Source organism: Xenorhabdus thailandensis, assembly GCF_037996785.1.
GTDB lineage: Bacteria > Pseudomonadota > Gammaproteobacteria > Enterobacterales > Enterobacteriaceae > Xenorhabdus > Xenorhabdus griffiniae.
The window spans coordinates 111,097-128,434 of record NZ_JBBMXF010000008.1; the positions used below are offsets into that span (position 1 = coordinate 111,097).

General features: G+C 47.6%; 7 protein-coding genes and 1 pseudogene. 3 read left to right on the forward strand and 5 right to left on the reverse strand.

Features of this window, described 5'->3' with window-relative positions; translation table 11 throughout:
- Positions 1-11: 11 nt before the first annotated feature.
- Entirely contained in the window at positions 12-1,529 is a 1,518-nt protein-coding gene (gene purF, locus AAC853_RS08375; RefSeq protein ID WP_340614253.1) for an amidophosphoribosyltransferase, read from the forward strand.
- A 45-nt stretch (positions 1,530-1,574) separates the two neighbouring features.
- Complete coding sequence (locus tag AAC853_RS08380) at positions 1,575-2,165, forward strand: UbiX family flavin prenyltransferase (RefSeq protein WP_189758866.1); 591 nt, start codon at positions 1,575-1,577, stop codon at positions 2,163-2,165.
- Between the two features lie 180 nt (positions 2,166-2,345).
- On the opposite strand, the gene AAC853_RS08385 is transcribed toward AAC853_RS08380, so the two are convergent.
- Positions 2,346-3,257, reverse strand: coding sequence for a TIGR01777 family oxidoreductase (locus tag AAC853_RS08385; RefSeq protein ID WP_340614254.1), 912 nt, complete (start codon positions 3,255-3,257; stop codon positions 2,346-2,348).
- 136 nt (positions 3,258-3,393) lie between these two features.
- Positions 3,394-4,020 (reverse strand): glutathione binding-like protein, encoded by a 627-nt coding sequence (locus tag AAC853_RS08390; protein WP_338885021.1) that lies wholly within the window; start codon positions 4,018-4,020, stop codon positions 3,394-3,396.
- 125 nt (positions 4,021-4,145) lie between these two features.
- Between AAC853_RS08390 and yfcD the strand changes: the two genes are divergently transcribed.
- On the forward strand, positions 4,146-4,670 hold the full coding sequence (gene yfcD / locus AAC853_RS08395; protein ID WP_340614255.1) for an NUDIX hydrolase YfcD: 525 nt from the start codon (positions 4,146-4,148) through the stop codon (positions 4,668-4,670).
- A gap of 153 nt (positions 4,671-4,823) precedes the next feature.
- Here yfcD and AAC853_RS08400 read toward each other — a convergent pair whose 3' ends face one another.
- The 3 genes and pseudogenes from AAC853_RS08400 to AAC853_RS17815 all read right to left on the reverse strand — a co-directional run.
- Positions 4,824-5,450: a beta/gamma crystallin domain-containing protein gene (locus tag AAC853_RS08400; protein ID WP_338885023.1), complete on the reverse strand. Its 627-nt coding sequence runs from the start codon at positions 5,448-5,450 to the stop codon at positions 4,824-4,826.
- A gap of 324 nt (positions 5,451-5,774) precedes the next feature.
- The gene (locus tag AAC853_RS08405) at positions 5,775-16,463 is read right to left on the reverse strand and encodes a non-ribosomal peptide synthetase (protein ID WP_340614256.1); all 10,689 of its coding nucleotides are present in this window, start codon (positions 16,461-16,463) and stop codon (positions 5,775-5,777) included.
- A gap of 262 nt (positions 16,464-16,725) precedes the next feature.
- A pseudogene (locus AAC853_RS17815) lies at positions 16,726-17,338 on the reverse strand (acyl carrier protein); the annotation flags it as partial.

Consider the following 17,338-nt stretch of genomic DNA (forward strand, 5'->3'; position numbering starts at 1 on the left):
GGAAAGGCTACATGTGCGGTATTGTCGGTATCGTCGGTTTTACACCGGTTAACCAGTCGATTTATGATGCATTGACGGTGCTTCAGCACCGTGGACAAGATGCAGCAGGTATTGCAACTATTGATGGTAACAATGAGTTTCGTTTACGTAAGGCGAATGGTTTAGTCAAGGATGTGTTTGAAACACGGCACATGCTACGTTTACAGGGAACCATCGGCATTGGGCATGTCCGTTATCCTACGGCGGGCAGTTCCAGTGCATCTGAAGCGCAGCCCTTTTATGTGAATTCTCCTTTTGGTATCACGTTGGCACATAACGGTAATCTGACAAACGCACATGAATTGAAAAAAATGCTGTTTGAAAATGCCCGCCGTCATGTCAACACAACCTCAGACTCTGAAATTCTACTGAATATTTTTGCCAATGAATTAGCCCAATTTCCCCATTTCCCTTTAGAGCCTGATGATATTTTCGCGGCAGTCGCAAAAATGCACAAAAAAATTCGTGGCGCTTATGCGTGTGTTGCCATGATTATTGGGCATGGGGTGGTGGCTTTTCGTGATCCACATGGCATTCGTCCTCTGGTGCTGGGAAAGAAAACACGGGAAGATGGCCGCAATGAATACATGGTGGCGTCGGAAAGTGTGGCGCTGGATACATTGGGTTTTGAGTTCCTGCGTGATGTGGCTTCTGGGGAAGCGATTTATATCACTGAAAGCGGGCAACTGTTTACTCGCCAGTGTGCAGAAAATCCGTCATTAACACCGTGTTTGTTCGAATTTGTCTATTTTGCTCGCCCGGATTCCTTTATTGACAAGGTTTCTGTCTATAACGCCCGGTTGCGGATGGGGCGGAAATTGGGGGAAAAAATAGCCCGTGAATGGGAAGACTTACATATTGATGTCGTTATTCCCGTACCGGAAACCTCTTGTGATATCGCATTGGAAATCGCCCATATTCTGGATAAACCCTATCGCCAGGGATTTGTCAAAAACCGTTATGTCGGGCGTACCTTTATCATGCCTGGTCAGCAAGAGCGACGTAAGTCTGTTCGTCGTAAACTGAATGCTAATCGCGCTGAATTCCGGGGTAAAAATGTTTTGCTGGTGGATGATTCCATCGTGCGTGGAACCACGTCTGAGCAGATTGTTGAACTGGCGCGCGAAGCGGGAGCCAAGAAAGTCTATTTTGCTTCGGCGGCACCGGAAGTTCGTTTCCCGAATGTTTATGGTATTGATATGCCGAATGCCAATGAACTGATAGCTCACGGTCGGGAAGTGGATGAAATTCGTCAGATCATTGGTGCTGATGCCTTGATATACCAAAACCTCCACGATCTTATCCAGGCTGTCCGGGAAGAAAACCCTGATATTCAAACATTCGAGTGCTCTGTATTTGATGGTATTTATGTCACGAAAGACATTGACCAGTGTTACCTCGACTACCTTGAAAATCTACGCAAAGACGATGCAATGAAAGTGCGTGGACAGAGCGAAATAGAGGATCTGGAAATATATAATGAAGGATAATATTGTTATTATCATGCAGTTATAGCCAGAATCTCAGAGGAAAACATGAAAAAATTGATTGTCGGGCTGACCGGCGCGAGTGGTGCGATTTATGGTGTCAGGTTGCTGCAAGTTTTGCGACCAATAGAAGGCATTGAAACGCATTTAGTGATCAGTCAATCAGCCCGACAGACTTTGGCATTGGAGACGGACTATACGCTGCGAGATGTACAAGCTTTGGCAGATGTTGTACATGACAATCGTGATATTGCCGCATCCATTTCCTCTGGCTCTTTTAAGACACTGGGTATGGTGATTTTGCCTTGTTCCATAAAAACCCTATCAGGCATTGTGCATAGTTACACTGATGGCTTAATTACCCGTGCTGCGGATGTTGTTTTGAAAGAGAAGCGCAAGCTAGTGCTGGGAGTGAGGGAAACTCCCTTGCACTTGGGGCATTTGAGATTAATGACGCAGGCCGCGGAAATTGGGGCGGTGATCATGCCACCTGTTCCGGCATTTTATCATCGTCCTGAACATATTCAGGATATTATCGACCAGACGGTTAACCGTGTGCTTGATCAATTTGATATTGACTTGCCAGAAGATCTGTTTAGCCGTTGGCAGGGAGCTAAACCCATTGGATATGGCATTTAAGTTGAGTCAATATGCTGTTGTGAAGAAGTCATAACAGCATATCGTTTATTACCTTACCCTTGTTCAAGATATACTAATCTCACTTTAAGATGCGAGTGATGTCTCCCCGCAAAGCGGGGAGACATCAGGTTTCATAGCGTGTTGTAAATGGCAATTTGAAGTTTAATGCGTATAGATTGATTAAGTATTGTCTTTTTCCTCTATGACATCTTGCAAGGCTTCTTCCAGTTGAAAATAACGGAAACCAAATCCGGCTTCTTCCAGTCTTTTCGGAATAGCTTGTTGACCACCCAGGACTAACTCTGCGGCTTCTCCCATCATTGCTTTTAACACACATGCAGGAATACGTATAAAAGCAGGGCGATGTAACACAGTCGCGAGTGTGGCACTAAACAGCTCATTATGAACAGGGTAAGGCGACGTCATATTGAAGGCGCCCTGTAATTCAGGTGATACCAGCAGGTAATAAATACCATTGACCATATCGTCAATGTGTATCCACGGCATATACTGTTTGCCATTGCCGATAGCTCCCCCTAAACCTAACCGGAACAGTGGCAGCATTTTTTGTAATGCTCCCCCTTCGGGAGCCAAGACAACGCCCGTACGTAACAGGCATACGCGAGTTTTGTCACTTTGAGCCTGTAGGGCAAGTTGCTCCCAACGTTCACAAAGCTGATGGGCAAATTCATTGTGAGGAAGATCGTTTTCGGTAACGACTGCTTGTTTCTGATCACCATAATAGCCAACGGCCGAACCGGAAATAAATACAGATGGCGGAGATTCACTGGCCTTGATTAGCTTGCTCAATTGCTCGGTGATCTGCCAGCGGCTTTGACAGAGTTTCTCTTTTTGTTTCAATGTCCATCGTTTATTGATAATAGGCTCGCCAGCAAGATTGATAACAGCATCAAAGCCGTTAAGATCGTGTTGGTCATTCAACGTTGTCCAACAGTCAACGCGATCAGAAAACAGAGAATACACCTTTTGTGGTGAACGACTCAAAATGGTGATGGAATGGGAGAGCGAAATTAATTGGCAGGCCAAGCGATGACCAATTAACCCTGTTCCCCCCGTAATTAAGATACGCATAGCCACCCCCTGTAACAAAAAATAATTGCACATTGGACTATAACAAGGGATAGCTTAAGCGGCAGCGAAATATGCGGTTATCTGTTACCAATATCAAGTTTTATGGTGAAATATCTCGTCATCAGGTTATATGGAGTTAAGCTCCCTTATCGGCGTAGGCGGCTTGTGTTGCCGGGCGTTGGCTGATCTTATCCAGCCATTTAGCAACTGCCGGATAATCCTGTAGGTCGATTTTTTGGTATTCATAGCATCTTGCCCACGGATAAGTGGCAATATCTGCGATACTATATTCGTTTCCGCCGAGATAAGACGTTTTTTCCAGTTGAGTGTTTAGCACCTTGTATAAACGTTTTGATTCTTCCACATAGCGATTAATGGCATAAGGTACAACTTCTGGAGCGTAGCGGTTGAAATGGTGATTTTGACCGAGCATTGGGCCAAAGCCGGCAACTTGCCAAAACAGCCATTGCAATTGTTCGGTACGTTCACGCAAATCTTTGCTTAATAGCTGGCCTGTTTTATTTGCCAGATAAAGTAAAATAGCTCCTGATTCGAAGATAGAGACAGGCTCTCCCCCATCGGCGGGTTGATGATCGACAATAGCCGGGATCTTGTTATTGGGTGAAATGGTGAGAAATTCAGGTTTGAACTGCTCGCCAGTGCTGATATTGATGGGGTAGATAGTGTAAGGAATACCGGCTTCTTCAAGAAAAAGAGTGATTTTGTAGCCATTTGGGGTTGGCGCATAGTACAGATCTATCATATAACCTCCAGCGATAATAACTTTCTGAAAAATGTAACGATGTTACCTTACCATCGTTTATTTATAAATGTTATAAATTTACTGCAAAAAAGTAACAGGCAACTGATTGATAAAAGGTTTTTAGAATGATGCAAGAAAAATCAGCAAATATTGAATGGATTGATATCGTCAATGAAGGCAATGAAGTCATTGCGCAATCGTCTCGCCAGCAGATGAGAGCGCAGAACTTGAGGCATCGTGCTACTTATATTGTCGTGCATGATGGAATGGGCAAAATCCTGATTCAGCATCGTACAGAAACGAAAGATTTTTATCCGGGAAAATTAGATGCAACGGCAGGTGGTGTCGTGATGGCGGGAGAAACTTTGCTTGAAGCCGCGCGTCGGGAAGCAGAAGAAGAACTGGGGATTGCAGGCGTTCCTTTTGCCGAGCATGGGATTTTTTATTATGAAGAGGACACTTGTCGTATATGGGGTGGTTTGTTCAGTTGTGTTAGTCATGGGCCATTTGCATTGCAGGAAGAAGAAGTCGCCGCCGTTTACTGGCTAACACCGGAAGAAATCACGGCCCGTTGTGATGAGTTCACCCAGGATTCACTGAAAGCGCTCTCTTTATGGTTAGCACGTAATAATCAAGTGACGTCGTTTTAATTATCATTGACAATTATTGGTTACGGAAATGAGGATCTTTTGTTGATATTCAATAATCATTTAAAATAGGAGTATGTATTATAAATATACATACTCCTTTTTTATTAAAATTTAATAAACGGAATAGCAGGTTGTTAATTTAATATTTCGGCTTTATTTATTGTCAGAAAATTTTTCCAAGAAGAATATAAAATGATAACCATCTACTTTTTCAAATCGCATATGATGTGGTTTAGTCGTATCATAAGTAACGATATCAAGATCTGTACCATTGTATGTAAAATAAACCGATCCTTGCGTGACTGGAATATTATTCTGATCAAAGACAACAACGAATGTAACATATTGTTGACCATCTTTGGGGATTAAACCAACAATTTCATAATCTCCATTTGAATAGCAATCTACAGGATTGGGAATTTTATAAGTCTGAATATTAGCCCTAAATATTTGATCGATACCTGATTCATTAATTAATTTTACTGCGAGTAAATCACGATTTGAGGGTGAGACAATAAACTTTGATAACCCTTTAATATCGCTGATATCTGGCTGGCTTGTATCCCATTCACGATAAATTTGTCCGGGTTGACTGTCATTGCCATGCCGCCAGGCGAATACAATAGAACCTGTTCCAATTTCAACGGAAAGAAACTTATCATTTAATGGCGTGCCAATTAGATTGATCTCTGTACTATTTTCTGGGTATTCATAACACGCCCCAGTATAATTTTTTCCGGTATAAAATATAGCGCCATTGGTTAATTTATCTTTAGGCATAATAAATATTCCCCTTATTTTTGGTTGTGGAAGGAATATCAAGGATAAGAAGCTTAGTTTATATGTCAAGATAATGGGTGTCTCTTATATTGGCTCTTGTCTTTAAAATATATTTATTTAATTTATATTCTTCTCTATTAATATACGCATTATACCAATCGCCTTTCAAGATGCGTCTTATATCTCCCCGCGTAGCGGGGAGATATAAACAATCACATTGATTTGCAAGCTTCATCTTGAAGTTAGATTGGGATAAATATCGAAAAACCTCGTTGAGAATAACGAGGTTTGTTGTTAGCGGAGCAGCCATTGGCTGCCAGAAATTTATGGAATTATATTTACACTCGCTATGGCCGATGCTAACCCTTGAACGAAAGGTTGACGCATAATAGTGATGTGATCACCGGATAAAGTTTCGGAGATAACTTTCCCAGCAACCAGTGTTTGCCATCCATCAATAATGCTTTCGGCTTGGCCTTCATAATCTTGGCCATCGCTAGCCAGAAACAGATGGAGTGTTCCGGGATAGCGTTCTTGCGGCTGATAAGTTGCCAAATAGTGTGCTTTGAAGACGCGTAAATGAGCCGAGATTTCCTTAGATTCAAGTTGAGGAGGCAAGAGTTTCTCTTCAATGAGACGAAGTCGCAAGTTATCGAGTTGCGCTTCTTCTGTCATGGATTGAAATTCTTCTTCGGTAAAGTTTTCCTCTGTTCCCTCTAATGCAGCAAACGCATTGCCAAACTCGGCCAGCCAGCGGCTATGAGACCATTCTGACTCGATCCTTTGGGTTACGTCCTCCAAAGGGGATTTGCTATCGACTAAAGCCAGTAAGCCAATGCTTTCACCCTGTTGGAGGAGTTGTCGGGCCATTTCGAATGCGAGCCAGCCTCCGAAAGAGTGTCCACCTAAGTAATAAGGGCCAGTTGGTTGAACTTTCTTAAGCTCATCGATCATGACGCTGGCCATTGCCTCAAGGTATGATGAGGGATCACTACGTCCATCTAACTCTGGTGATTGCATACCCCAAACGGAATAAACACCTTCCAATGCTGTCGCCAATTCCCGCAAATAGAGCACGTGTCCTCCAGCGCCGGGCGCAAAGAACAGCGGTGTTGCTTTGAGGTTTTGTGACAGGCCGACCATAGAACCAGCATGGAGATTATCTCGATCTTCAATGGCGCGGGCTTGTTCTTTGATAGTGGTAAACGTCATCAAGCTTGCCATCATATTCTGCTGAAGCCCAAGTTTTTCTATTGCTAAAGAGCCGGCTTTCAAAATAAGCAGTGAATGGCCTCCTAACTCAAAGAAATGGTCATGGCGGCTGACACGCTCCACTCCCAGCAGATCTTGCCAAATTTGAGCCAGTGTAATTTCAACCTCACCTTGGGGGGCTTCATAATCACGGGTTACGATGGCAGATTGATCGGGAGCAGGGAATGCCTGACGGTCGATTTTGCCGTTAGAGGTAAGCGGGAAAGCGTCAAGGATCACAAATGCACTGGGTAGCATAAACTCGGCAAGCTGTTGAGCAAGTTGCTGACGCAGTTCACTGGGAACCAAGTTGACACCGGATTCAGGCTGAACATATGCAACGAGACGTTTATCATCAGATGTTATTTCTCGGATCAGGACAATAGCATCTTGTACTCCCTGACATTGCGCCAGACGAATTTCAATTTCCCCCAGTTCAATGCGGAACCCGCGTAGCTTGACCTGAAAATCATTGCGTCCTAAATATTCAATCGCGCCATCGGATAGCCAACGCCCCAGATCGCCGGTTTTGTACATGCGGGCATCGGGCTGTTTGCTAAATGGATCCGCCACAAATTTTTCGGCGGTTAAATCAGGGCGATTGAGATAACCACGAGCCACACCGGCGCCACCGATATGAATTTCACCACTGACACCGAGAGGAACCGGCTTCCCAAATGTATCCAGAATATAAATACGGGTATTGGGCAGTGGATAGCCAATCGGGATATTATCGGTGATATCAGTCGATGGCGTACTCGTTCCATCCACTTTTAATGTGGTCGCAATGACCGTGGTTTCGGTAGGACCATAAGAGTTAATCCAACGGCAGGATTGCGTTTCAGGTATAGATTGCCAACTGATTAAATGGCGCAGTTCCGCTTTCTCGCCACCGACGATAACGGTGCGCAGATATTGGCCGAAACCACTGCGTCCCGCCATCATCTCTTGTACCCATTGATGCCAGAAGGCGGTCGGCATATCCATGATAGTGATTTTCTGCTTATTTAACAGATTGACAAATTCTGCATCCGGTACACGGATATGAGCAGGGCGCAGCACCAGTGTTGCTCCCGATGCGAGGGTAGGGAAAATATCGGATACCGAGGTATCAAAAGCGATAGTCGCAAATTGCAGGATACGATCCCCTGATTGTGGTTCGCTGGTCAGGTGTTGCGCATGGATAAAGTTCACCACATTGCGGTGCTCCAGCATCACGCCTTTGGGCTGGCCGGTGGAGCCGGAAGTATAGATAATATACGCCAGATGATGGGGTTGAAGTTGAATATCCGGATTATGGATCGGCTGTTTTGCTACGTTATTGCGGTGGCTTTCATCATCCAGCAGCCAGACAGGCATATCTGATATTGGCAACAGCCCCTGTAAATGGCGTTGTGTCAGCAATAACACCGGTTTGCTGTCCGACAGTTGATACGCCAGACGTTCGGCCGGGTATTCGGGATCAAGCGGAACATAGCCAGCCCCCGCTTTAAGAATGGCGTACAGACCAATAATCAAATCCAGACTGCGGTCAACACAGATTGCCACGCGATCATCGGGGCATACCCCCGCGGCGATCAGTTGGTATGCCAATTGGTTAGCCTGACGGTTTAGTGCCGCATAACTCAGTTCGCTCTCACCAAAGACCAATGCAATCGCATCCGGTGTGCGTGCTGCCTGCTGTTCAAACAGTTGATGGATTAAGGTGTTTTGCGGATACTCAACAACGGTATCGTTAAATGTTTCCAGTAGTTGGGTACGTTCGGCCCGTGGCAATATATCGATAGCGTGGATAGGTTGCCCAGGTGCATATTGCAGCGCGGCCACAATGCCTTCCAGTGCCGTCTTCATATAGTCAGTAATGCGCACCGGATTAATTTGCTGGCTACATTGTGCAGTCAGTGCAAATCCATCATCAAAATCGTCCACATCCAGGGATAAGGGGTAGTTACTGCGCTCTTCACTGTCCAGCACCTGAATACCGTCCCAAGCCAATGAATGCGCCGCTTCCTCATCACGCGGGCTGTGACGGAAATTTAGCAGGCTGTTAAACAGTGGTAATGAAGCTGGCACACCGCTGCATCGCTGGGCAATCGCCAGAGGGGTTTGCTCATGATCCAGTAATTCACTCAGGCGCTGGTAGGTTTCCTGTATCGCCTGTTTTACGGTACGGGCCTGTAACTGGATACGGACTGGCAGGGTATTGATAAACATCCCCAGCACCTGTGAAGCGCCCATCCCTCCCTGTAAGCGGCCCAATAACACCGTACCGAATACCACATCTTCACGGCCACTACACTGTGCCAGTACCTGCGCCCAGGCGACATGGAATAGCACGGCCGCACTGATCCCCAATTGACGGGCGCAATTCCGGATCTGTTGTGCCAGTTCCTCATCTAAGGTGACAATATCTTCCACGATTTTATCGTGCTTATCGCGGCTATTCCCCTGCACATCCAGTAACCCAAAGGGTAGCGTCGGTTCTTCCACGTCCCCCAGTAACTGCTGGAAATAAGCCTGATGCACTTCAATCGGCACCTGACGGGTCTGGGCGATAAAATTGCGGTAAGGCAATGGGGCGGGCAGGTGTGTGGCTTCTCCGAGGATCAGTGCCTGCACTTCACTGAAAATGATTTCCAGTGACAGATGGTCACAAACCAGATGGTGATGCAGCAGGCTTAACCACCATTGATCGGAGTCAGGATCCTGGGCAATGTAAGCGGCCAGTAATGGTGCCTGAGTAATATCTAACCGTATGCTGTCCGGATCGGTCAGACGCCGTAGCTGGATTTCGGCACATTCTCCTGCGGATAACGTCAGCTCTGTGATCGGCAGGGGAGCATGACGGTAGACCACTTGCACGGGAATGGGAAGCTCCTGCCAGTGGAAGGCACTGCGTTGGATATCGTGCCGGTCAATCACCAGCTGCAATGCCTGTAAGAAACTCGTCAGCCGTGGCCGGCTGTCAAAGTGCATCAGAATATTTTCAAGATAGGTGTCACCGGTTTCGGTCAGTAAATGGTGGAACAGAATGCCTTCCTGCAAGGGGCCAAGCGGGTAAATATCCTGAATATTGGCGACACCGCCCGGGACATGGTCAACAATACGGTCAATTTGGGGCTGGGTTAATGTCACCAGTGGCAGCATAGCGGGCGTAATCTGCGGGCTGTCTTCGCGGATCAGGTTAGGCGGGATAACCGCTAGCGCTGCATCTTGCTTTTGATGTAAGCGGGCGCTCATGGCCGCCAGAGTGGGGGCAGCGAAGACCGCGCTGACCGCCAGAGAAAGCCCTTGCTGGCGCAACTGTTCGATCAGGCTGACAACCAGCAGGGAATGGCCGCCCAGTTCGAAGAAATTGTCATGGCGCCCGACCTGTTCCAGTTCCAGCAGCGATTGCCAGACTGCCGCCAGTTTCTGTTCGGTTTCGCCCTGTGGCGCTTCATATTCACGGCTGACGATAGCGCTTTGATCCGGTGCCGGCAGGGCCTTGCGATCCAGTTTACCGTTGGCTGACATCGGGAAGGCATCTAGCATAACAAAGGCACGGGGTAACATATATTCCAGCAGGCGGGCACTGAGGTGTTCACGTAAATCCGCCGGTTTTAGCGTGATGCCGGCTTTGGGGATCACATAGGCAATTAAGCGTTTGTCACCGCTTTCTTCTTCACGGGCGATCACCACGGCATCGCTGACGTCTTCGTAAGCCAGCAATTGGGTTTCAATTTCCCCCAGTTCAATGCGGAAGCCACGGATCTTAATTTGAAAATCATTGCGTCCCAGATACTCAATTGCGCCATCGGGTAGCCAGCGCCCCAGATCGCCGGTTTTGTACATACGGGCATCGGGCTGGGTGCTAAATGGATCCGCCACAAATTTTTCCGCGGTTAAATCGGGGCGATTGAGGTAACCACGGGCCACACCGGCGCCACCGATATGAATTTCACCACTGACGCCGAGAGGAACCGGCCGGCCGTGCGTATCCAGAATATAAATACGGGTATTCGGCAGTGGATAGCCAATCGGGATATTATCGGTGATATCAGTCGATGGCGTACTCGTTCCATCCACTTTTAATGTGGTCGCAATGACCGTGGTTTCTGTTGGGCCATAAGAATTAATCCAACGGCAGGATTGGGTTTCCTGATGAGACAGCCAGCTGATTAAATGGCGCAGTTCCGCTTTCTCGCCACCGACGATAACGGTGCGCAGATATTGGCCGAAACCACTGCGTCCCGCCATCATCTCTTGTACCCATTGATGCCAGAAGGCGGTCGGCATATCTATAATGGTGATCTTCTGCTCACGCAGAAAGGTGACAAAAGTCATATCCGGTATCCGAATATGGGGCGGTCGCAAAACCAGTGTCGCACCGGCGGCCAGGGTAGGGAAAATATCGGATACCGAAGTATCAAAGGCGATAGTCGCAAATTGCAGGATACGATCCCCTGATTGTGGTTCACTGGTCTGGTGTTGTGCATGGATAAAGTTCACCACATTGCGGTGCTCCAGCATCACGCCTTTGGGCTGGCCGGTGGAGCCGGAAGTATAGATGATATACGCCAGATGATGGGGTTGAAGTTGAATATCCGGATTATGGATCGGCTGTTTTGCTACGTTATTGCGCTGGCTTTCATCATCCAGCAACCAGACAGGGATATCTGATATTGGCAACAGCCCCTGTAAAGGGCGCTGCGTCAGCAATAACACCGGTTTGCTGTCCGACAGTTGATACGCCAGCCGTTCGGCCGGGTATTCGGGATCAAGCGGAACATAACCAGCTCCCGCCTTAAGGATAGCGTACAAACCAATAATCAACTCCAGACTGCGGTCAACACAGATTGCCACGCGATCATCGGGGCATACCCCCGCGGCAATCAGTTGGTGTGCCAGTTGGTTAGCCTGACGGTTTAGTGCCGCATAACTCAGTTCGCTCTCACCAAAGACCAATGCAATCGCATCCGGTGTGCGTGCTGCCTGCTGTTCAAGCAGTTGATGGATTAAGGCGTCTTGCGGATAAGTGACGACGTTATCGTTAAATGTTTCCAGTAGTTGGGTACGTTCGGCTCGTGACAGGATGTCGATTGACTCAATGGCTTGTTCAGGTGCATATTGCAGCGCAGCCACAATGCCTTCCAGTGCTGTCTTCATATAGGCAGTAATGCGCACCGGATTAATTTGCTGGCTGCATTGTGCAGTCAGTGCAAATCCGTCATCAAAATCGTCCACATCCAGGGATAAGGGGTAGTTACTGCGCTCTTCACCCTCGATCTCATCAATACCTTCCCACGCCATTGCAGCCACTTGTTCATCTTCGCGTGGGCTATGACGGAAATTCAGCAGACTGTTAAACAGTGGCAATGGTGCCTGAATACCACTGCAACGTTGGGCAACCGCCAGAGGTGCCTGTTCATGGTCCAATAATGCGGTTAGCTGCTGATAAGTTTCTTGTACTGTCTGCTTAACGGTACGGGCCTGTAACTTAACGCGAATAGGTAAGGTATTAATAAACATCCCCAGCACTTCGGAGGCACCAATCCCACCTTGTAACCGTCCCAGCAGAACAGTACCGAATACGACATCATTCCGTCCACTGCATCGCGCCAGCACCTGCGCCCAGGCCACATGAAACAATACGGCCGCACTCATCCCCAATTGACGGGCGCAATCACGGAGATTTTGAGCCAGCTTGCTATCCAGCGTGAGAACATTTTCCTCTATCTCATTGAGATTGCCACCTTGTACGTCAAGCAACCCAAACGGCAGAGTGGGTTCTTCCACATCACCCAATAATTGGCGGAAATAGTTTTGGTGAACCGCCAGCGGCACATTGCGGATCTGCGCGATAAAGTTTCGGTAAGGCAGTGGCGTGGGTAAATTGTCACTTTCCCCCAAAAGCAGGGTTTGTATTTCACTGAATATCATATCCAGTGAGATGTGATCACAAACTAAGTGGTGATACAGCAAGGAGAGTAGCCACTTACCAGAAGCGGGATCTTTGGCTATATGAGCAGCTAACAATGGTGCTTTGGTAATAGCCATCCGTATTGCACGGGGATCGGTAAGGCGGCGTAGCTGGGTTTCTGGGGGTTCTTCTGTCGATAGTGTGAGTTCAATAATGGGCAATGGTGCATGACGATAGACGATTTGTACGGGTTTAAGAAGCGCTTTCCAGTAAACGGCGCTGCGCAGAATATCGTGCCGATCAATCACCTGCTGCAATGCTTGCAAGAAACTCTCTAACCGTGTCCGGCTGTCGAAAATCATCAAATGGTTGTCCAGATAGAGATCACCTTCCGTTTTCAGCAAATGGTGGAACAGGATACCTTCTTGCAGTGGCCCCAATGGATAAATGTCCTGGACGTTAGAGATACCGCCGGTTACATGGGAAACAATCTGATCTATCTGGTCTTGGGTCAATGCCACCAGTGGCAGCATATCTGGCGTAATGACGGAACTGTTTTCTCCAATCAGGTTAGGCGGTACATCCTGTAGAGGCGTGGATTGAGTATCATGGTGACGAATTAGGGTGCTCATGGCTGCCAGCGTGGGAGCAGAGAAGACCGCGTTGACATCCAGAGACAGGCCGTGAAGACGCAGTTGCTCAATTAAATTGACCACGAGTAGTGAATGCCCGCCTAGTTCAAAGAAATTATCTTGCCGTCCGATTTGTTCTACATTCAGCAGGGATTGCCAGATTGCGGCCAGGGTTTGTTCAGTTTCGCCTTGTGGCACTTCGTATTCACGGCTGACAATAGCGCTTTGATCCGGTGCTGGCAGGGCCTTGCGATCCAGTTTGCCGTTGGCGGACATCGGGAAGGCATCCAGCATTACAAAGGCACTGGGTAGCATATGCTCCATCAATCGGCTGCTCAGTTGCTTGCGTAATTCAGCCGGACGAAGTGTCATGCCGGTTTCTGGGATCACATAGGCGATTAAACGTTTGTCACCGCTTTCTTCTTCACGGGCGATCACCACGGCATCGCTGACGCCTGTGCAAGCCACCAGTTGAGTCTCAATTTCCCCCAATTCGATGCGGAAACCGCGTAGCTTGACCTGAAAATCGTTGCGCCCTAAATATTCAATTTCGCCATCGGGTAACCAGCGCCCCAGATCGCCGGTTTTGTACATACGGGCATCAGGTTGTGTGCTAAATGGATCAGCCACAAATTTTTCCGCGGTTAAATCGGGGCGATTGAGGTAACCACGGGCTACACCGGCACCGGCAATATGAATTTCACCACTGACGCCAATGGGAACCGGCTGGCCGTGCGTATCCAGAATATAAATACGGGTATTAGGCAGCGGATAACCAATCGGGATAACCCCTTTAAGCTGGGGTAAATTTTGGTGATCCAATTTCAGCGTGGTGGCAATCACCGTAGTTTCCGTTGGGCCATAAGAGTTAATCCAGCGGCAGGATTGGGTTTCCTGATGGGACAGCCAGTTGATCAAATGGCGATATTCTGCTTTTTCACCCCCCACAATCAGGGTATGCAGGTGGGGGCTAAAACCGCTGCGCCCAGCCATCATCTCCTGTACCCACAAGTGCCAGAAAGCGGTCGGCATATCCATAATGGTGATTTTCTGCTCACACAGGAAGGTGACAAAAGTCATATCTGGTATCCGAATATGGGGCGGACGCAGCACCAGTGTCGCACCAGAGGCCAGGGTGGGGAAAATATCCGATACCGAGGTATCAAAAGCGATAGTCGCAAATTGCAGGATACGATCCCCCAATTGTGGTTTGCTGGTTTGATGTTGAGCGTGGATAAAGTTCACCACATTGCGGTGCTCCAGCATCACGCCTTTAGGCTGGCCGGTGGAGCCGGAAGTATAGATAATATAAGCCAGATGATGCGGCTTCAGTCCCAATTGATCAGTATCGGGATTATGGGTTGGCTGTTTTGCCACGTTATTCCGATTATATTGATCATCCAGCAGCCAGACAGGGATATTCTGTATTGGCAAATGCGTCTGTAGATGCTGTTGGGTCAGCAATAACATCGGTTTGCTGTCTGATAACTGGTAGGCCAGACGTTCAGCCGGGTATTCCGGATCGAGTGGAATGTAGCCGGCGCCAGCCTTAAGAATAGCGTATAAACCAATAATTAAATCCAGACTGCGATCAGCGCAGATTGCCACGCGATCATCAGGACGAACACCCGAAGCGATTAAATGGTGTGCCAATTGGTTAGCATGACGGTTTAGCTCTGCGTAACTCAGTTGGCTATCGCCAAACACTAATGCGGTAGCGTCAGGGGTTTGTTCCACCTGTTGTTCAAACAGTTGATGGATCAATAAGGTTTGTGGATATGGGAAGGCCGTATCATTGAAATCGTCTAACACTTGAGTGCGTTGGTATGATTGCAATAGGGGTAAACTTTCCACTGGTTGCGAATCATCTTTAACCATCGCGGTCAGCAGGGTTTGCAGGTAACTGGCGATACGTTCAACGCTGGCATGGTCAAACAGATCACTGGAATATTCCAGGCCACCCACTAACCCATTTTCGGTATCATTTATTGAGAGAGACAGATCGAAATGCGAGCTGTTTTCAGCCAGATTGATTTCACTAATGGTGATATCCGGCAATGCTATATTCTGCTGTCCAGGGGTATTATCCACTGACATCATCACCTGAAAAATCGGGCTATGACTGAGGCTACGTGGTGGTTTTAGTACTTCCACCAATTGTTCGAATGGCAGATCTTGATGTGCGTAGGCATTGAGTGCATGTGCCTTGACCCTGGCTAGCAGAGCGCTGACCGTTGGATTGTCATCTATTTGAATGCGCAGAGCCAGCGTGTTAACAAAAAAGCCAATTAACGGCTCTAATTCGCTATATTGCCGATTAGCAACAGGTGTGCCAACCACCAGATCTTTCTGCCCGCTAAGACGGGAAAGTAAAGTAATCCACCCCGCCATCAAGGTCATGAATAATGTTGTCCCGTGACGCTGGCTAAGGCTTCTTAATCCACTACTTAATTCCGGTGACAGAGTAATATCAACATACCCTCCGGCATAACTTTGCTGCTCTGGGCGTGGCCGGTCTGTCGGTAGTTCCAAAAGCGCAGGAGCACCCTGTAACGCATCGCGCCAGAAATTCACCTGTTTTTCCAATAATTCTCCCTGTAGCCACTCTCTTTGCCAAAGGGCATAGTCAGCATATTGGAGTGTCAAAGCGGGCAGGGGATCACCTTGTCCTTCGCTGAACGCATGATAAAGCGTGGAAAGCTCGTGCATCAGGATGTTAAGGGACCAACCATCGGAAATAATATGATGCTGGGTTAATAACAGGATATGTTCATTTGCAGCCAGTCGCAGCAAGCGCCCCCTGATTAGGGGGCCTTGCGCAAAGTCAAATGGCTGGCTGGTTTCACGCTGGGTTATCTCTTCGAGGGTAATTTGTTGTTTTTCCGCAGGCAGATGGCTGAGTTCTTCCACTGCCAAAGAGAAGCCGCTATCTGGTTTACCAATAACTTGCAGAGCTTGGCCTTCGACCATCTTGATAGTCGTGCGCAGAATTTCATGACGAGCAACAATTCTGTTTAATGCAGCTTGCAGGGCATCTAAATTCAGATAACCTTGCAGACGCAGACCGCCTGGAATGTGATATGCCGCTTGTGCTGCTGGATCTAACTGCGCCAGGAGCCATAAGCGTTGCTGTGCCCGGAGAGGGAAGCGTTTGCTGATCAGCGTTTCTCGGGATAATGTGCCTTTTTTCTCTGATCTGCTTTTTTTCCTCAATCTGACGGTTTTCAATGCGTTCTTTAATTTTTTTCTGGAGTACCGCTTGTCTTAATTCAAACAGGCTTAGTTCTTTGTTACTCATTTAATTAATTATCTCCATTTAGCAGGGCACGCAGTTCATCTTAGGACAAGTTTTCCAATTCTTTTTGCAGCAATTCGATGTCTTCTTGTGCGAAAAAGGTTTCGATCTGTCTTGATGCGATAAGCTCGGCGAGTTCAGAAAGTTCTCGATAGGTGTAGATGTATTGATAGACATTTCAAGATGGAATGCATCACGTAATCTTGCCATTAACTGAATGATTGATAGGGAATTTCCACCCAGATCAAAGAAGCTGTCATGGCGTCCTATTTGTTCTAGTCCCAATAAATTCTGTAGGATAGCGGCAATTTGCTGTTCGATTTCACCTTGGGGCGCTTCGTATTCACGGCTGGCGATGGCGGAACGATCCGGTGCTGGCAGTGCTTTGCGATCTAATTTGCCGCTTCCGGTTAGCGGGAAGGCTTGAGCAACAAACACACAGGCACCATATAACTAGCCAGACGGTTATTGAGTTGTTCACGCAGGCGATTGGCTTCTAGTGTGAAACCGGATTGTGGAATGACGTAGGCTACCAGACGTTTGTCGCCGGTTTCTTCTTCACGGGCGATGACTACAGCATCTCTGACGCCTTCACAGGTGGCGAGTTGTGCTTCAATTTCCCCCAGTTCAATGCGGAAGCCGCGTAGCTTGACCTGAAAATCGTTGCGTCCCAGATAGTCAATCATACCGTTTGGCAACCAGCGTCCTAAGTCGCCGGTTTTGTACATGCGCGCATTTGGCTGTGCGCTGAATAGATCGGCGACAAATTTCTCCGCTGTCATCTCTGGCTTATTCAGATAACCCCGTG

What these genes read in the sequence shown, in the direction of transcription:
- purF (WP_340614253.1), top strand. Translation starts at nt 12, where the DNA reads ATGTGCGGTATTGTCGGTATCGTCGGTTTTACACCGGTTAACCAGTCG.
- AAC853_RS08380 (WP_189758866.1), top strand. Translation starts at nt 1,575, where the DNA reads ATGAAAAAATTGATTGTCGGGCTGACCGGCGCGAGTGGTGCGATTTAT.
- AAC853_RS08385 (WP_340614254.1), bottom strand. Translation starts at nt 3,257, where the DNA reads ATGCGTATCTTAATTACGGGGGGAACAGGGTTAATTGGTCATCGCTTG.
- AAC853_RS08390 (WP_338885021.1), bottom strand. Translation starts at nt 4,020, where the DNA reads ATGATAGATCTGTACTATGCGCCAACCCCAAATGGCTACAAAATCACT.
- yfcD (WP_340614255.1), top strand. Translation starts at nt 4,146, where the DNA reads ATGATGCAAGAAAAATCAGCAAATATTGAATGGATTGATATCGTCAAT.
- AAC853_RS08400 (WP_338885023.1), bottom strand. Translation starts at nt 5,450, where the DNA reads ATGCCTAAAGATAAATTAACCAATGGCGCTATATTTTATACCGGAAAA.